The organism is Aliivibrio logei, from assembly GCF_001691055.1.
GTDB lineage: Bacteria > Pseudomonadota > Gammaproteobacteria > Enterobacterales > Vibrionaceae > Aliivibrio > Aliivibrio salmonicida.
Map to the genome: position 1 here is coordinate 37,318 of NZ_MAJU01000029.1, position 18,599 is coordinate 55,916.

General features: G+C 38.7%; 15 protein-coding genes and 3 tRNA genes. 9 read left to right on the forward strand and 9 right to left on the reverse strand.

Translation table 11 applies throughout. The features are described 5' to 3' along the window. Nucleotides 1-153 precede the first annotated feature (153 nt). From A6E04_RS18235 to A6E04_RS18255, 5 genes are all read left to right on the forward strand, one after another. Nucleotides 154-591 carry a YcgN family cysteine cluster protein gene (locus A6E04_RS18235; protein ID WP_023603560.1) on the forward strand — a complete coding sequence of 146 codons (438 nt, stop codon included), beginning with the start codon at nt 154-156 and terminating at the stop codon, nt 589-591. 5 nt (nt 592-596) lie between these two features. Continuing rightward, nucleotides 597-896 carry a hypothetical protein gene (locus tag A6E04_RS18240; protein ID WP_017020795.1) on the forward strand — a complete coding sequence of 100 codons (300 nt, stop codon included), beginning with the start codon at nt 597-599 and terminating at the stop codon, nt 894-896. A 250-nt stretch (nt 897-1,146) separates the two neighbouring features. Then, nucleotides 1,147-1,986, forward strand: coding sequence for an isopenicillin N synthase family dioxygenase (locus A6E04_RS18245; RefSeq protein ID WP_012549810.1), 840 nt, complete (start codon nt 1,147-1,149; stop codon nt 1,984-1,986). Between the two features lie 162 nt (nt 1,987-2,148). Then, complete coding sequence (locus tag A6E04_RS18250; protein WP_012549811.1) at nt 2,149-2,643, forward strand: GNAT family N-acetyltransferase; 495 nt, start codon at nt 2,149-2,151, stop codon at nt 2,641-2,643. A gap of 113 nt (nt 2,644-2,756) precedes the next feature. After that, complete coding sequence (locus A6E04_RS18255; protein ID WP_017020793.1) at nt 2,757-3,572, forward strand: 5'-methylthioadenosine/S-adenosylhomocysteine nucleosidase; 816 nt, start codon at nt 2,757-2,759, stop codon at nt 3,570-3,572. A gap of 52 nt (nt 3,573-3,624) precedes the next feature. Here the strand turns inward: A6E04_RS18255 and A6E04_RS18260 are convergent. From A6E04_RS18260 to A6E04_RS18285, 6 genes are all read right to left on the reverse strand, one after another. Next, nucleotides 3,625-3,715 (reverse strand) — tRNA-Ser (locus A6E04_RS18260). Between the two features lie 283 nt (nt 3,716-3,998). Beyond that, nucleotides 3,999-4,706 carry a carbonic anhydrase gene (locus tag A6E04_RS18265; RefSeq protein ID WP_017022883.1) on the reverse strand — a complete coding sequence of 236 codons (708 nt, stop codon included), beginning with the start codon at nt 4,704-4,706 and terminating at the stop codon, nt 3,999-4,001. 306 nt (nt 4,707-5,012) lie between these two features. Further along, nucleotides 5,013-5,089 (reverse strand) — tRNA-Asp (locus tag A6E04_RS18270). Between the two features lie 38 nt (nt 5,090-5,127). Next, nucleotides 5,128-5,218 (reverse strand) — tRNA-Ser (locus A6E04_RS18275). 264 nt (nt 5,219-5,482) lie between these two features. Beyond that, on the reverse strand, nt 5,483-7,288 hold the full coding sequence (locus tag A6E04_RS18280; RefSeq protein WP_065612040.1) for a DUF3413 domain-containing protein: 1,806 nt from the start codon (nt 7,286-7,288) through the stop codon (nt 5,483-5,485). A gap of 19 nt (nt 7,289-7,307) precedes the next feature. After that, a complete protein-coding gene (locus tag A6E04_RS18285; RefSeq protein WP_012549815.1) occupies nt 7,308-7,535 on the reverse strand; it encodes a YejL family protein in 228 nt (75 codons plus the stop codon). A gap of 76 nt (nt 7,536-7,611) precedes the next feature. Here A6E04_RS18285 and yejK point away from each other — a divergent pair, with 76 nt between their 5' ends. Further along, nucleotides 7,612-8,628: a nucleoid-associated protein YejK gene (yejK, locus tag A6E04_RS18290; RefSeq protein ID WP_065612097.1), complete on the forward strand. Its 1,017-nt coding sequence runs from the start codon at nt 7,612-7,614 to the stop codon at nt 8,626-8,628. Between the two features lie 141 nt (nt 8,629-8,769). Then, a complete protein-coding gene (locus tag A6E04_RS18295; protein ID WP_065612041.1) occupies nt 8,770-9,960 on the forward strand; it encodes a chemotaxis protein in 1,191 nt (396 codons plus the stop codon). A 123-nt stretch (nt 9,961-10,083) separates the two neighbouring features. Here A6E04_RS18295 and nhaC read toward each other — a convergent pair whose 3' ends face one another. Next, on the reverse strand, nt 10,084-11,520 hold the full coding sequence (nhaC, locus tag A6E04_RS18300; RefSeq protein ID WP_065612098.1) for a Na+/H+ antiporter NhaC: 1,437 nt from the start codon (nt 11,518-11,520) through the stop codon (nt 10,084-10,086). A 620-nt stretch (nt 11,521-12,140) separates the two neighbouring features. Here nhaC and asd point away from each other — a divergent pair. Then, nucleotides 12,141-13,256: an aspartate-semialdehyde dehydrogenase gene (gene asd / locus A6E04_RS18305; protein WP_012550685.1), complete on the forward strand. Its 1,116-nt coding sequence runs from the start codon at nt 12,141-12,143 to the stop codon at nt 13,254-13,256. A gap of 82 nt (nt 13,257-13,338) precedes the next feature. Here asd and ansA read toward each other — a convergent pair whose 3' ends face one another. Together ansA and sppA are read right to left on the reverse strand one after the other, a co-directional pair. Beyond that, nucleotides 13,339-14,352 (reverse strand): asparaginase, encoded by a 1,014-nt coding sequence (gene ansA, locus A6E04_RS18310; protein ID WP_012550684.1) that lies wholly within the window; start codon nt 14,350-14,352, stop codon nt 13,339-13,341. 92 nt (nt 14,353-14,444) lie between these two features. After that, nucleotides 14,445-16,298, reverse strand: coding sequence for a signal peptide peptidase SppA (gene sppA, locus A6E04_RS18315; protein WP_017022824.1), 1,854 nt, complete (start codon nt 16,296-16,298; stop codon nt 14,445-14,447). Nucleotides 16,299-16,526: 228 nt separating this feature from the next. Here sppA and A6E04_RS18320 point away from each other — a divergent pair, with 228 nt between their 5' ends. Next, a complete protein-coding gene (locus A6E04_RS18320) occupies nt 16,527-18,530 on the forward strand; it encodes an NADPH-dependent 2,4-dienoyl-CoA reductase (RefSeq protein ID WP_065612042.1) in 2,004 nt (667 codons plus the stop codon). Nucleotides 18,531-18,599: the final 69 nt, after the last annotated feature.

The window sequence follows — 18,599 nt, forward strand, 5'->3', positions numbered from 1 at the left end:
TCTCATTGCATCAATTAAAGGATGCGCAAAATACCACTCTTCATCTTTCAGGTCAAAGTTAGTCTGGATTCTTATCTTGTGATCTGTAAACCACTTGCACTTTTATCGCAAGATGGGTATAAAACCGCCTCTTCCCATAATGAGTGTAAAGCAATGACTGAGCAATTTTGGCAACAAAAAAAACTAGAAGAGATGACAGAGCAAGAGTGGGAATCTCTTTGTGACGGCTGTGGGAAGTGCTGTTTACATAAATTAATGGATGAAGATACCGATGAAGTTTACTACACCAACGTTGCGTGTAGTTGGCTAAATAGCAAAACGTGTTCATGCAAGGATTACGCTAAGCGTTTTACCTCTGGTGAAGAGTGCTTAAAACTGAGTCGTGAGAATATCGCCGAGTTTAACTGGCTCCCAGTAACTTGTGCATATCGTTTATTAGCAGAAGGCAATCCGATCCCAGAATGGCACCCATTGATTACCGGATCTAAATCAGCGATGCATGCAGCTGGCGAAAGCGTTAGAAATAAAGTTGTGTATGCGATTGATGTGAAGAACTGGGAAGATCACATTACAAATCATCCAAATAGATAACGTGTATGTCTGATAAACCAAAAACACAAAAACCTGACCGTAAAACTGCGATGCTGAATATCATCGAATTAGTGAAAGCGGATTTTCCATTTGATGCGCCAGAAGCTCAGATATGTGGTGATACGTGTGTTGGTTGTCCGCGTAAATTGATTGAATTGGTGGAAGGTGAATTATTGTATTGGGAGTCTTACGTTGAACGTGGAGAAATCCCCAATTTTTCAGAGATCGAAAGTTTTGCCAAACTGTGTAAAAACGTTCGTCGTGGCTTAGTTAGAAATGGAATTTTAGAGCCGCTACCAAGGTAACTTAGTACTATCAAAATTTAATAATTACCCGCTATTGTTAATCGATAGCTGGGTAATATCCCTCCATGAATGTTCTTCTTTTTCTCTTCATTGTTGTTGCACGGAATACTTGTGTTTCTCTATGTAAACAAATTGTTGTCTGTTTTTAGACATTAGCGCTTGAGGCTATCTGCGCATCTTAATACAATTTAACAATACATTATAAGAAACAAATAATAGAAACCAGTCAGCCAACAATAAGATAATTATTATGAAATTAGAAGCGATCGATTACACTGCTGAAAATGCAGCAGAGCTGTTTGTTAAGTCATTAAGAGAAACGGGATTTGGTGTACTGAAAAATCATCCAATTCAACAAGATCTTGTACAAAGTATTTACGATAATTGGTATTCATTCTTTAATAGTGAAGAGAAAGAAAATTTTCAGTTTAATGTAGACACGCAAGACGGTTTTTTCCCAGCCTCAGTGTCTGAAGTTGCGAAAGGTCATACAAAAAAAGACATTAAAGAATACTTCCATTACTACCCTACAGGGCAATGTCCTGCTGAATTGAAAGCACAAATTCAAGAGTATTATGATAATGCGAATACTTTAGCATCAGAATTGCTTTCTTGGGTTGAAGCGCACTCACCATCAGACGTGTCTGAGTTATTCTCTCAATCGCTTTCTAGCATGGTTGAGCAGAGTGATAAGACCTTACTTCGTATTCTTCATTACCCACCGTTAGAAGGCGATGAGGAGCTTGGTGCTATTCGTGCTGGTGCACATGAAGACATCAATTTATTAACGATACTTCCTGCCGCTAATGAACCAGGTTTGCAAGTTAAGACAAAAGAAAACGAATGGTTAGATGTGCCGTGTGATTTTGGTAATCTAATTATTAATATTGGCGATATGCTGCAAGAAGCGTCAGAAGGGTATTATCCATCAACAACACATCGCGTTGTGAACCCTGAAGGTGCTGACAAAACAAAATCTCGTATTTCATTGCCTTTGTTTTTACACCCTAAACCAGATGTGGTTTTATCTGAACGCCACACCGCAAATAGTTATTTGATGGAACGTTTACGTGAGTTGGGCGTAATTTAATTGCCCTAGTAGTTTATAAAAAGCGAGTAGCCTTGGTTACTCGCTTTTTTTGTATCTGTGTGACCTAGATTGTCTATTGATGTTTACTCTGTGGAGAGGCGCGTACATAAGTGATTTTATTTTTCTATAATGACATGAGATGAAAAATGAAGGAGTAAAGATATGGAATATCGAATCGTCAAGATAACCCCTGAACATGATAATGATATTTGTTACATCATCAAAAATGTTGGCGTTGAGTTTGGTGCGGTAGGAGAGGGTTTTGGCCCTTCAGATGATGAGGTTCTTGAAATGAGTAAGCATTATCATGAAAAGAATCGAAGCCGATATTTAATACTATTGCTGAATGGGCGAGTTGTTGGCGGTTGTGGTATTGCCCCTTTTGATAGCAGTGAAACGACCTGTGAGCTAAGAAAACTCTTTTTGTTACCAGAGGCTCGTGGGCGGGGTTTTGGTAAAACCATGGCAGATAAAATATTAAACTTTGCTAAAGAAGCGGGTTTTACTCAATGTTATTTAGATACACTTTCAAGTATGAAATCAGCCGTTAAATTGTATGAGAATTTGGGTTTTGAGCATTTACCAAAACCGATTGATGGAACGTTACATAATGGCTGTGATGTTTGGATGTTAAAAAGCTTAGTTAAGGAAAGATAGATTCGATATCTTTCTTTTATAGACAAAAGCAATCGTTTGCTTATATTGTCTGTTCATGTATTATCCGCCGCATATTTTCGTGTAACAATGTAATTCAAACAGGGTATAAATATATGAAAGGCTTTCGTTGTTGTTTTATTGCTTTAACTATGATGTTTTCATTTTCGGTAAGTGCAATGCCACAACCCATTCTTCTTCAAGGCGCAATGGATATTGAAGTTGAGTATATGGTTGCTCAATTGGAAAATAAAAAAGAAGAGACGATTGGGTCTTGGACTTTTTGGGAAGGAACAATTGACGGCTATCCAGTGGTTGTCTCAAGAACGGAAGTGGGTATTGCTAATGCTTCAGCCTCTACCGTACTTGGGATTGAAAAGTTTTCACCAAGTATGATTGTTAACCAAGGTACATCGGGTGGACATGATCCTGAATTGTATCGAGGTGATATTGTTTTAGCTGTAAAGAGTTTCAATATGGGGGCAAACCGCTCTGAGTTTTCTGAAGCGAGTGCTGGTATTCAACCTGAAAAATGGAAAAATTTTACCGTTACTATGCGTCTTAGAGAAGATAACAAGCTAGTTGAGCATGATGCATTTTACTCTGAACCCACATTAGTTGATTTTGCTTTCGAGAATGTAAGTCACCCAGGTAAAGGTAAGGTAGTGAAGGGCGTGATTGGAACCGCTGATGAATGGAATCGCGAGGTGGCGAGAATTAACTGGTTGCATAAAACATATCAAACTTCAGCTGAAGAGATGGAAAGTTCTTCTGCTGCGTTAGTTGCTAAGGCTTACAATATTCCGTTTATAGGTATTCGTATTTTGTCAAACACTGACCTACACAATCAAGATTTTGATCCTGAGACCGCAACCGTGAATCAGAAGTACGTGATTGATTTTGTGAAAAAGTGGGTTGCGAGCCAAAAATAAATTTACTTTATATAACGAAAAAGCCCCAGCATTTCTGCTAGGGCTTCGAAATTGGTGGAGGGATAGGGATTTGAACCCTAGAACCGCTATTAACGGTTGCCGGTTTTCAAGACCGGTGCTTTCGACCACTCAGCCATCCCTCCAACGCCGTGAATAATAGGCGTAAGCCCTCATCATGTAAAGCATTCTTTTAAATATAAAAATCGTTCGCTCTAAATTCGATCAGATCGAGTGATTTTAAAGCGAAAATTAATGTTTTTTGTTTTATACCAACTCCAGTACTTATCTGTTTATTCTTATTTGTTAAATCACTTAAGTGCGATGTTAAAAGTTTTAATGGTAAAATAACTACTTATCAGAACGTTTACTTTGTTCTTAAGTGATTTTTCTTCGTAATAAATAGATAGCTACGTGAGTTGAGTGGCCTTATTTTAAAATCGGCCGTGCGTTTATTGCTTGAGTCGGACGATTATTACCATTATAAAGCGCTGTAAATTGTGCTAGCTGTTCTGATGAGATCTCAATAGGGTTTTTCATCACTAGCCAAGTAACCCCTTCCGAACAAGGTGGGGTAGTTAATGAACCGTTGAAACGGTAATAAGCTTGATCACGAGGAAGAAGCTTCGTTAGATCTAATTGATTTTCAAGATCTACTTGCCCTGATTGTGGCATTTTAGCCCATATTTTTGTCAATTCAGAATTAGGTTTTCCTTCTTTTAGCATCACTCCAATAACGGCAAGGTTGCCATCTTTATCTGCATGGACTAAGTGCATTTCTAATGGGAATGAGTGACCCTCAATGAGGTTTTCGCTTGGGGCATGGAAATGAAGTTGTAAAAGCGTAAAGGTTTTCCCTTCAATTTGAATGGATTGCTTTGCGTCAAAATTAACTTGTACCGTATGTCCATTATTGACGACATTTTTCCCCGCTTTTGAATAGTTGAAAATAATTGGGTCTAATGTGCTCTCGATAGCGTGAGTAATATCTATCGGTGACTGGTTTACTCCTGATTGACAGGTTCCATGCCAATTTGTGGGTGCGGTTTCACCTGAGTAACTCCATTCAGAGGCAGAGACAGTGTAGCTGGTTGATAGAACCGTTAAAGCCGCTAACGTTGTAATGATTTTTTTCATGGTATTTATATAACCTTATTGTTTTAGATAATCACCGATAGGCTAATATAAATACAATTTGGTTGATAATAGTTTAAATGAAGTTTTGCAACCTACTTCCAAATATTTGAAATGTTTTGATCGTTTGTTTTATTTTTAAAACATTTATAAAGGAAGATCGATTACACGGATATTGATGGGTTAATCGTGAAGACGTTAATAATGTTTTAGATAATAATGGTGATGGAAAAGAGGGCGTTTGAATTGTGATTTCATAATTAGCAGATACAAAAAAGGCATCGTCTTTAGACAATGCCTTCGTTGTATTGGCGGAGCGGACGGGACTCGAACCCGCGACCCCCGGCGTGACAGGCCGGTATTCTAACCAACTGAACTACCGCTCCAATTTTTTGAAACCCAGACTCTATCTGAATTTCGAAAGTGGTGGAGGGATAGGGATTTGAACCCTAGAACCGCTATTAACGGTTGCCGGTTTTCAAGACCGGTGCTTTCGACCACTCAGCCATCCCTCCAGTGCGGTGAATAATAGTAATATCCTTACTTTTTGTAAAGCATAAAATTAAAAAAAACGACTGACTGCTCTATTTTTGTGCGTTGTGCTTTATTTTTAACTCATTTTGTCTTTTTTTACTCTATTAATTACTCATGCTTTTATAGGCATGTTAACTATTTCGTGTGAAAAAATGAATTATAAACAGAGAGATATAAAAAATCCCTTTATGAGTAAAGGGATTTTTAGTGTATTACTTTTTCAGAATTAATGCTTTTCGCAAGCGTTAGTTCTTTGGGTGATAAAAGCGTTTTAGCTCTGAAATACCTTGCATTAATAATGATAATTTTGGTTTTTCATCACGCAGACGTTGATAATTTTCATCGTATACTTTGTAGTTACCAAATTTATCAATGACGACGGTATTTTTGTCTGTAATTAATGCAATGTTTTGTCGGTCACCAGCAAGCAACCAACTGCGATCATCATTAGGACTAAATAAATTTATGCCGCTACTGTAGCTTTCAGCCGGTGTTGTTGTGCTAAGAAATGACTCCATTAACGTTGGCGTTAAATCGAGATGACTTGAGCGTGTAGTGATCAGTTCAGGTTCAGCATTGGGCCAATGAATAAGCATTGGAACACGTAATTGATATTGGCTAAAGTTTGTGTTTGAGCCCCAACTATTACTATTTGTTTCATCAAATTCCATACCGTGATTTGATGTAATAATTACGATGGTTTTTTCCCAATCAGGAGATTGCTTAAGTGTGTTTAATACTGCTTTAAGCTGTTGATCCGTTTTTTGAACTGCTTTACGGTAGTTCGCTTCAAAGGCATGTTGACCTGCATTCGTTGATATTGACCCTACATCATCATATTCAGACACGGCAGTCAGTTCTAAATAGCTAAACCAAGGTTGATCTGTTGTTTGTTGAGTAAACCAAGTATTCCACTGGGATATGGCTTTCGTATCGCTCATCTTCTCTGGTTTTTCTGCTAACTCTCCATGAGTGAAGATAAGCTGTTTATAAAGAGAAGAGTCAAAGTCATCACCACTAAATAAACCAAAGGTATAATTACGATTATGTAATTCCGCTAATACTGGCGACGCTTTATGCGAGTTTCGGAAGTTATCAACGTAGCTGCCTGGTAATCCATAAAACAAGCCAAATAAACTGGTTGGATTATTACTGGCGCTGTAGTGATTATTATAATTTAAATTATTTTGAGCAAAACGAGTTAGGTTTGGAGTGTCAGTATGGTTCAGCGTATCGGCTCTTAGGCTATCGACCATAATAATCTGAAGGTTATACTCTTTTTGCTTGCTTTTAAATTTGATCGGTTCAAGAGGGTATCGCATGGCTTCTGTTGCGCCACCTGTTCCTTCGTCTTCGATTTGTTTTGCTAACGCTTCACGATCAATAAAACCATGCTTCTCTAAGAATGAGCGAGCCGTCATTGGATAAGACAGTGGGAAAGTCGCGCGTTGTGCTGTTACTGGGCCATAAGCAGATGCATCTGCCCAAGTATGAATTAGGTGGCTACCAATAAAGGCAACTGAAAATAAGATGGCAAAAGGGCGACCGACTTGTTTATGGGCCAATTTACGTAGTTTGTTCCATACCCATTCAGACAGAGATAGCTGCAATAAGAAAATAACGGGCACAACAATAAATAAATATTGCCACTGGGTATTTAAGTTTGATTTATCATTATTTAGCAGCATATCCCAGACTAAGGGGGTTATGTGCAAATGAAGGTTTTGATAAGCGTAAGTATCAAGCAGTAATAAGGTCATGCCTGCAGTAGCAATGATGACACTCAATACACGCATTAATCGTTGAGATGGGGTAATAAACGTTAAGGGAAACAGAACAAGTATATAGAATCCAAAAACGAGAAAACCAAAATGACCTATCCAGTTTAAAACCAGATAGGTCTGACCGAGAAGAGTTTCAGGCCATGGTGATTGCGAAATGTAACGCGAACCAATAAGCATTGCTGCAATGATATTGAAAAAGCTGAACCAGTGGCCCCAAGTAATTAACTTGGACACTTTATCGCCGTATGTATTTCCGCTATCGACCATGTGAATTGAATTCTCGCTCTTAGTGAGTTTTTGGAATATCTAATGAGCTAAGCAGCGCTTGAGCAAATTTTTCAGCGATAATTTTACGCTGTTCTGCTGGCACTTCTTGGTTTAGTACATTAGTCGCAATGTTACCAACCAACATTAGAGATAGATCTGCAGGAGCACGATGTTTATCTAATACATCGACCATCTCTGTTAACATTTGTTCAATTTGTTTGTTGCTGTATTTCGAAGTAATAGCCATAAGTCTTTTCAGTTAATGATAGTGAAAGCGGCTTATGATAACCTACTATGTACGTCAACTAAAAACCTTTTCTATTATGAGTTTAATCCTTTCAAACGTAATTTTACATAAATTAGTAAAAAATGAGCAAGATGAGCTTGAAGTTTGTCTACGAAATCAACTTCTTGAGAATGAAGAATTTACTGAAGCCTTAGTTTCTGAGCTGCACAGAGTGTTTAATTCAAAAGCAGGTAAAGGTTTTGGTATTTTCAAGACTGAAAGTGAATTTGGTCACTGGTTAGGTTCTGTTCGTAAGAATGAAACCCCATTCTTAGAGTTTAGTAATAAATCTGCGGAAAAGCTGAAATCTGAGCTGATCAAATACCCATTTGCAGAAGAAGGTATCCTCGTTATCGCAGAGTACCAATCTTTAGTAACAGAATATTTATTTGTGGCAGTTTTGCCATCAAATGAGAGCATGAAAGTTACTGATGAGCTGAATATCAGTGCGACTGATTATCTCGATATTGCGAAAATGGATATCGCAGCGCGTATTGATTTATCAACATGGGAAACAGATTCAGACTCTAATCGGTACCTTACTTTTATTAAAGGTAGAGTGGGTCGCAAAGTATCTGACTTCTTCTTAGATTTCTTACAAGCAGATGTTGGTATGGATACGAAGGTTCAAAACCAAGTATTAATGCAAGCCGTTGAAGATTTCTGTGCTGATGAACGGTTAGAGAAAGAAGAAAAACAACAGTACCGTAAGCAAGTATATGATTACTGTAATGGTCAATTACAAGCTGGTGAAGAGTTAACGGTAAAAGAATTATCAGGTGAATTACCGACATCGGAATCTGGTTCTAATTTCTATCAATTTGCTGAAGAGCAGGGTTATGAGCTAGAAGAGTCTTTTCCTGTTGATCGTACGGCATTACGTAAGCTGACTAAGTTTGTGGGAGCTGGTGGTGGTTTGTCATTGAATTTTGATGCAATGTTATTGGGGGAGCGTGTATTTTACGATCCAGAAACCGATACATTAACCATTAAGGGCACTCCTCCTAACCTAAAAGATCAATTAACACGCCGTTTAGGTTCTTCTGAATCATAGATGGTATGTATTTGTTCATGTAATAAATGTGAAAATAGCGGTATTTTTATCGTAGATATTAACTATCTAAGTTAATTGTTTTTTACAAAATGCTACCCTATCTATTCTTAATTATAATAATTTGGCTAGGTAGGGTTGTTTATGAAACACACCTCAAAATTCTTTTCTATATTTCTATCTCTATTTGTACTTAATGGGTGTTCTTTACTGGAACTGAAAATTGAATCCCAATCGGTACCTCTAACAACCGCGGAGTTAAATACGCGTATTTTAACTCGTGCATACAGTAAACATTTCTTTAGTGAAGTTGAATCCGCCGCAGACGAAATCTCAGCGATGTATCCGAAAGATGATACCTTGCATCAATCTTATGTCTTGTTGTGGAAAATACACGCAGAAGAGGGGTTACAACATGCAGCGTATCAAGTGTCACCGACTATTTCGTTAATTGATACATGGGTCTTTGCCGCTCAAATGGAACAATTCTTTTCTGATGCTGGGAAGGGTGCCGACGTGTTTGAAGGGAATATTGATTTTAAAACGAGTCAATTACTGCATGTTGACATTGAGGCATTAGCAAAGAAGCTATTACCAAGTTCTGAATTTAATGAAGCAAAAGACTTTATTGCACAATTTGTTGCAGAGCATCCCTTTGATAGCGTAGCTATGAGAAGAACCCCAGCTCTAAAAGCATGGCTAGCCGATCAAAATATTGATGAGACAGAAGCGGTAGCAACGCTTGGTTCAATGCCAGAAGCGCTTGGTGATGTTTCTGATCAACTTAGTTTAGTCTCTGAGCAAACACCAAAAATCATGACATGGAAAGCTCAGCTTATCGCGATGAACAGCAATCTGAATGGCGATGACATTAATAAAACAATGGAAAGCTTACGAAACACATCGGAGTCATTCCAAGATTTTGTTAATAATAATCCAGAATACATGCAAAATTTAGCAGAACAAATGAGTTTGCAATTACAGCCATTATTGGATGATTTAGACAATAAAACAGATGATAAATTAAACCAGTTAAGTGCAGAGCGTATCGCTTTGGAAGCGATGGTAGCAAGAGAGCGCCAAGAACTGGTTAATATGGTAGAGAGAGAACGTAAAGCGATTGCAGTAATTGTCTCTCAAGAGCGTGAGAAGTTCACTCAAGATCTCGACCAAGTCTCACAAGATGTACTAACGCTTGCGATGGATAAAGTGATTGATTTGATTAAGAGCACGATCATCTACTTTATCTTGTTCATCTTGGCTATTTTCTTTGCTCCTTTAGGCTTAGGTTATTTCTTAGGGAAACGAGCGGCAGTAAAGAAAACAGTGGTATAAAAATCACAATGATGACAAATATCATGCAAAAGTAAATCAGATACAATAGACATAAAAAATGCCAGTGTTTGAGTTCACAATCACTGGCATTTTTTTATTTAAAACAGAGTCGTTCTATTTTTATTATGCAGTTTTTGTTTCTACTGCAATGACGTCATCTGTTTCTTCTGTGGTAATAATTGGGTCACATTTATCAACAAACCAGCCCATGTAAGACGTAACAATAGTCACGATAATACAAACAAAGCTTAACCACATGAATGGTGCGTAAGACAGTGTCGCTACACCTAAAATACTCGCCATGTAGATACCGTTATCACTCCACGGCACCATACCTGATGTTAACGTACCACCAAATTCTGCGTTACGAGATAAGTTTTTACGCTTGTAACCTAAACGGTCGTAGTTTTTCGCACAAATCTTTGGGGTAAGGATAAGTGATACATACATTGCTGAGCCGAAGATGTTACCAAAGAAGGCTGTCGCAATAGTACTTGTCGCAAGTGAGCCTGGACCTTGCACGCGTTTTTCGAATAGTTTAGCGACCGTTTCTAGTACACCGACTTTATCCAGTAGACCACCAAAGCCTAAACCAAAGATAATGACCGCTACCGAACCTAGCATTGAAGACATGCCACCACGATTTAGAATTGAATCGATAAAACCAACCCCTGATTCAATTGAATATGGAGCCCACGCTGTATTAAATGCGGTTAAGAAGTTGATGTCTTGAACCATTACAGCCCAGATAATTCCTAGTAATGAGCCAAAGCTGATCACAGGGAAAGAAGGCATACGCATTGCTAATAGGCCAAGAACAATAACAACAGGAACGAATGAAAATGGAGTAATAACGAATTGTTCTTCCATTGCTAAGATAACTGAATCCACTTGGCTCATATCAACGTTGCCTGCGAAATGGAAACCAAAGGCAGTAAACATAATACCAGTAATAATGTAGCTGATAAGGGCAACAGGAAGCATGCCTTTAATATGTTCTACGACCTCAACACCAGACATAGAAGAAGCAAGAATTACGGAATCAGACAGTGGTGACATTTTATCACCGAAGTAACAACCAGAAAGGATAGCACCGGCAGTAATTGGAGCCGGAACACCAAGTCCTTGACCAATCCCCATCATTGCAATACCCGCAGTACCCGCGGCACCCCAAGAGGTTCCTGTTGCAAGTGCTGTTAATGAACAGATGATCATTGTGGCAAGTAGAAAGATTGATGGGTGAATGGCTTTTAAACCATAGTAAATAATTGTAGGAACAATACCACCAGAGATCCAAGTACCAACTAAGGCACCTACAGCCAAGAGAATTAACACCGCTCCTAGTCCATTAGATATTCCATTTAGAGCTGCTTTTTCTAAAGATTTATAATCATGGCCTAACTTAATACCTAACGTAATTATAATGAACCAGCCTATGTAAAGTGCTAGTTGAATTGGTAGGTCAAGTTGTGCCGTGAATGAAAAGGCAAGAAGTAGAAATAGCCCTAAAGAAATAATTACCTGCGTTAACGAAGGTAATTTTGTCGTTGCTTGCTTCATGTATAAAGCCTCTTTTTTGTATGCATGAATAAAATTCATACGATAAGGGATTGTGTTTCCTAAACGGGGCTAACTGTACCTGATGATCAAGAAGAGATCGATTAAGTATGATTGAATTGTGATTATCATCTCTAGTCTTGTTAATTCACGCTCTTCTTGGTTGTAAAAGTGTTAATTCGACGTTTTAAAATGTTTCATCTTGGTTTCTCTTGTGTTGGTTTGGTTTTATTTTCTTTTAAATAATGTGGGTATTACTAGATTTAAATATCATTTAATTGGTTATATTTAAATTAATCGTTCGATTTTTTAGTTTAATTATTGATTTAATGAAGTGTAATTAAGTATGTATTTTGTTACTTATTTATTTTTCGTAGGTTAAATCTGAAATTTGCTTCTAATGTATAAAAGCCTTAGAAATCTATGGGGATAAAATCATAATTAAGGAGGTAAATAAATTAAATGATGATAAATTGCACAAATGAAATTCTTTAGTTGTCTGTTTTTCTTTTATTGATGGGTATAAAAAACATAATTCTTAGCCAAATAGTGCTTGAGATCTTTCTCTGTTCATCATATAGATGGGATAGAGAAAATTATTTTTTAAATACAGGGAGAGTACAATGAGAGTAGGTTTAGTTGGCTGGCGTGGCATGGTAGGTTCGGTATTAATGCAACGTATGGTTGAAGAGAGAGATTTTGATCTTATTGAACCTGTATTTTATACCACGTCACAAGTTGGTATTCCTGCGCCTAATTTAGGCAAGGGCGAAAGTCTATTGCAAGATGCGTTTGATATAGAATCATTGTCTAAACTTGATGCAATTATTACTTGTCAGGGTGGCAGTTATACAGAGAAAGTCTATCCTGCGTTACGTAAAGCAGGTTGGAAAGGGTATTGGATTGATGCCGCATCAACATTACGTATGAAAGACGATGCGATTATTAGTTTAGATCCTGTCAATTTCGATCAAATTCAACAAGGTATTCATTCTGGTACTACTACGTATGTAGGTGGTAACTGTACCGTAAGTTTAATGCTTATGGGACTGGGTGGTCTTTATAAAGCAGGGCTTGTTGAGTGGGTGAGCGCAATGACGTACCAAGCGGCGTCTGGCGCGGGTGCTAAAAATATGCGCGAGTTGATTTCTCAAATGGGTGTTATCAATGACAGTGTAACGTCTGAATTAGCGAACCCATCAAGTTCTATTTTGGATATTGATAAAAAAGTCGCAGAAACGTTACGCTCAGATTCATTCCCTACTTCTGAATTCGGTGCGCCATTAGCGGGTTCATTGATCCCTTGGATTGATGTAAAGCGTGAGAACGGTCAAAGTAAAGAAGAATGGAAAGCGACCGTTGAAACTAACAAGATCCTAGGTCTACAAGATTCTCCAATAGCGATTGATGGTACGTGTGTGCGTATCGGAGCAATGCGTTGTCACTCACAAGCACTGACAATTAAACTGAAACAAGATGTGCCGATGGATGAGATTGAAGAGATCATAGCTACGCATAATGATTGGGTTAAAGTGATCCCGAATGATCGTGATATTACGGCACAAGAACTGACGCCTGCAAAAGTAACGGGTACGTTATCGGTTCCTGTTGGCCGTTTACGTAAGATGTCTATGGGGAATGATTTCCTAAATGCATTTACCGTTGGTGATCAATTATTGTGGGGTGCCGCAGAGCCACTTCGCCGTACATTACGTATTATCCTTAACGAAAAAAGATAATATATATTTCGGTTTTTAGAATTAAAAAAGGCTTCCCATGAGTGATCAGGGAAGCCTTTTTATTATTTTAAGACATCTGTAGTTAGTAAGTTAACTCACCACGTAGATTTTGCTGCATCATCGTACGCATGGTTTCATAAGGCAGGTTTTTGCTTAATAAGTAATGTAACTTAGCAAGAGCTGCTTCTGGTGTCATATCGTAGCCGCTGATCACGCCAGCTTCAGCAAGAGCACAACCCGTAGCATAGCCACCCATGTTTACTTTTCCTGATAAACACTGAGTTAAATTGATGACGACAACGCCGCGCTCAGAAGCTTCTTTTAATTGTGCCAAAAGCTCAGGATTTTGAGGGGCATTACCAACACCAAAGGTCAGTAATATCATCGCATTTACAGGTTGACGTAATGTATTTTTAATCACTTCCGCAGAGATGCCTGGATACATGGTAACGACACCAATGGGCTGTGGTGTAATGTTGTTAACCGTAAATTCACCTTCAGGTTGCTTATTAATTTCAACACCGTTGATTTGGATATTAATACCAGCTTCCAATAATGGAGGTAAATTTGGTGAACTGAATGCGTTAAAGCCATCGGCATGAGATTTTGTACTGCGGTTACCGCGAATAAGTTTGTTATTGAAAAATAACGTCACTTCGTTAATTGGATAATTTGCGGCAATGTGCAGTGCATTTAATAAGTTACTTTGGCCATCAGAGCGAAGTTCTGCAAGAGGGATCTGTGAACCGGTAACAATAACTGGTTTACCGAGGTTCTCTAGCATAAATGAAAGTGCAGATGCTGTGTAGGCCATGGTATCCGTACCATGAAGAATTACAAATCCGTCGTATTTATCGTAGTTAGCACGAATATCATCTGCAATACGCTGCCAGTCTTCTGGAGTCATGTCAGATGAATCGATTAATGGCTCATATTCGTGAATGGTGAAAATTGGCATTTCAGCACGGTGAAACTCTGGCATTTGCTTTAATTGATGTTGCATAAAGCCTGATGCAGGGACATAGCCATGATCATCAGATTTTAACATGCCGATTGTGCCGCCTGTGTAGGCGATATAAATGTGTTTTCTTTCCATAATAACAACGGTACAGAGTTATGGGAGGTGGTGGGATTATACTGGTCATTCTGCATAAAGAAAGCCCGACATGTGTCGGGCTCGTCATGCTTTTACAGATTACTGCAATTGAGGCAGAACAGATATTGTCCTTTTGGGTCATTAAAGTTATTTAACATGTTTATATCTGTTGCAACTTTGCTTATGGCTGGTTGCAATGCTTCAGGCGCTAATGAAAATAATTCAGCTTTTACACTGACATTTAAGCTCATGCTTAACTCTTCAAGAAATTGTTCCATCGGTGTTAATGGTTCCTTTACCCAATACAGATTATATGCATCCATATTGGCGAGTTCAGCCGCAGCTTGAACAGCATCATCAAAATCACCTAGCTGGTCAATCAAACCATGCTCAAGGGCATCTTTCCCTGTCCATACTCGACCTTGAGCGACATTATCAACAGCATCTAAAGACATATCACGATGATCGCTGACTAATTTAATGAATCGGTAATAACCATGTTCAATACCTAATTGCATGACTTGAGCAACGTCTTTATCAAGCGGGCGAGTAAGGCCAATTCCATTAAAAGGTGATGTTGAAATGCCATCGCTGTGGATGCCCATTTTTTCTAACCCTTTTTCAAAAGTGGTTAAAATACCAAAAATACCAATAGAGCCAGTAATCGTTGTTGGTTGAGCAATGATCTTATCAGCACTTGCGGAGATCCAATAACCACCAGAGGCAGCGACACTCGACATAGAAATAACAACAGGCTTACCTGCTTCTTGTAGAGCATCAACTTCGTTACGAATAATTTCAGAAGCAAAAGCACTGCCTCCTGGACTATCTACTCTCAAAACGACAGCTTTCACATTATCATCATCACGAGCTTGGCGTAATAATGCGGCAGTTGAATCGCCTCCGACAGTACCTTGACGTTGAGTTCCATCCATAATTGCGCCACTAGCGACAACAACAGCAATGTCTTTTGCATCAGGGATAATCGAAGGGTGAACTTGAGGGAGATAATCGTAATAGCTTATTTGTTTAAAGCTATCATAACCATTTGACCCAAATTCAGTAATAAGGTCTTTACGAACTTCTTGACGAGTAGCGAGCTTGTCAACTAAACCAAGTTCCACCGTCATTTGTGATAAATCACCATTTAATGCCGTCAATTTTGCAATAAACTGATCCATTGGCATCGTTAATGTTTTTGCGTCAATTTGGCGATTGGTTGAGACATCACCTAAATACGCATCCCAAAGCTGAGTTAGCCATGCTGACGTGGATTCTTTAGCAGCATCAGACATGTCATTACGTAAGTAAGGTTCTACGGCTGATTTATAAGTACCTACGCGAAAAACGTGTGTCGATACATTGAGTTTTTCTAATAAATCTTTGTAGTACAGAGTGTAAGCTCCGTAGCCACGTAATAAGACTGCGCCGTCAGGAGCCATAAAAATTTTGTCAGCGTAACTTGCTAAATAGTATTGGCTTTGGTTGTAATAATCACCGATGGCATAGACGGGTTTACCAGACGCTTTAAATGTATTGATGGCTTTTGCGATATAACGCAATTTAGTTAGACTTGTTTCATTCATTTCTTTTAAATGAAGAACTAAACCTGACACATTATCATCTTTAGCGGCATAGCGAATTGTATCTACGATATCGAATAAGACGTTTTCTTGTGATCGTTGGCTACCGAGTAAATCGGCCGTAACGCGTTCTAGCGGCTCTCTGAATTTACTTTCTTCAACAATTGGGCCAGAGAGATCCAGAATGAGTGCTTTTTTCTCAACGGTTTGATCTTGTTGAATATCATCGGTGCTTAAAAAAGTAAAAGCAATGACACCGATAAAAGCTAAGAAAAACAAATTAAGTACTAGCTGACGAGTAAAGGAAAGTAACTTCCATATCGCCTGAAAACATTTACTTATGAAGTGGAATAACCCTTTCATATATTTCCTTATTATTTATTTCATTATGCTTTTATCCTACTCTAACTTAAGTAGAAAGTAACTATAGGCGTGAATGAGAATCAAAGTGATTTACTGATTTGCAACGTAAAATAAATGAGAAGCATGAAAATAATGATGGATGTTGCATATTTGTAAATTCATCATTGTGTGTCCAGTAAATAATTACTATTCTGGTCTGACCACAATAACAATAAGCGATGGATTGCCATGACGTACCCACACCTATTTCAACCATTAGACTTGGGTTTTACCCAATTAAAAAATCGAGTATTAATGGGCTCGATGCATACGGGTTTAGAAGAAAGTAACGATGGCTTTAAAAAACTATCCTCTTTTTATGCAGCACGAGCGAAAGGGGGCGTTGGTTTGATTGTTACTGGTGGGTTTGCACCAAACTTTAGAGGTAGATTAACCCCATTTAGCGCCCAATTTAGTTCTGCTAGAGCAGCAGAAAAACATAAAGCACTCACATCTGCTGTACATGACAACGGTGGGAAAATTGCTCTGCAATTACTTCATGCTGGGCGTTATGCAATGCATCCCCTCGCGTTAAGTGCTTCAGATATACGCTCTCCAATTGGTATGTTTACGCCCTCTCAAATGAGTGAGCGCCAAATTCATAAGACGATAGGTGATTTTGCAAACAGTGCCCATTACGCTAAACAAGCCAATTATGATGGTATTGAAGTGATGGGATCTGAAGGCTATCTCATTAATCAATTTATCTGTGCTCGTACAAATATGCGTTATGACGACTGGGGCGGAAATTATCACAATAGAATGCGTTTCCCCTTAGAAATAATTAAAGCGATACGAGAAAAAGTAGGAGCGGATTTTATTATTATTTTCCGTTTATCAATGCTTGATTTGGTAGAGCAAGGCAGCACATTTGAAGAGGTTGTTGAGTTAGCTCAAGCCTTAGAAAAAGCGGGCGTGACTATTTTAAATACTGGTATTGGGTGGCATGAAACTCGAATACCAACGATATCGACACAAGTGCCAAGAGCGGCGTTTAGTTGGGTGACTGAAAAACTAAAAAATAAAGTATCTATTCCGTTGATCACCTGCAATCGAATTAACACACCGGAAGTAGCCGAAAATATATTGGCTTCAGGTCAAGCCGACATGGTTTCTATGGCGCGTCCATTTCTGGCTGATGCAGAGTTCGTCAATAAAGCAGAACAAGATAAGGCCGACTTAATTAATACGTGCATTGGCTGTAATCAGGCATGTTTGGACCATGTGTTTAAAGCAAAACGAGCCACGTGCTTAGTGAATCCCCAAGCCTGCTATGAAACGGAATTAGTGTTAGATCCCATTACCTCAAAAAGAAATATTGCCATTATTGGGGCTGGCATGGCAGGGCTATCTTGTGCCACTTCAGCGGCTGAACGTGGTTATAACGTGACATTATTTGAACGAAATGACCGTATTGGTGGGCAATTTAACTTAGCAATGGAAATCCCTGGCAAAGAAGAGTTTAAAGAAACAATTCGTTATTTCTCGAACAAGGTAAACCATGAAAATATCACATTGAAATTGAATCATACCGTTACGATGGAAGAGTTGAGCAAATTTGATGATGTCGTGGTGGCGACAGGGGTTAAACCTAGAGCGCCGACTCTTGAAGGAAGTGAGCACCCTAAAGTCATCGATTACCAAACTTACATTAAAACTAAGCCACATTTGGGACAGAAAGTCGCCGTAATTGGCGCTGGTGGTATTGGTATTGATGTCGCAACGATGATTACCGAGCCTGAAAATCAGACGCTAGACAGTTGGTTGCAAGAGTGGAATATTGATAAAAACATTGAATTTGAAGGCGGACTTAAACCTCAACAAACGGATAAAACAACGCGTGAAGTCTGGTTGATGCAACGTCGTAGTGGCAGTGTTGGTAAAGGGCCAGGGAAAACGACAGGTTGGATTCACAAACGCACGTTAGAGAAACGGGGTGTGAATATGTTGGCGGGCGTTGAATATCTGAAAGTGAATGATGAAGGTTTATATATTCGACATAATGATGAAGTGAAATTATTAGACGTTGACCAAGTATTAATGTGTGCAGGGCAAGTTTCGGTCAACGAATTGGTTGATACATTAATTAAAGCAAACATTACACATCATGTTATTGGTGGTGCAGAGCATGCCGGTGAGCTAGACGCTAAACGAGCTATTCGTCAAGGTGTTGAGTTGGCTGCAAATTTATAATAGCGCTTAGATTGACTAGAAAACTTGATAACTGTCTATTCGTACAGGTATAGTGCTGATGTTATTCAC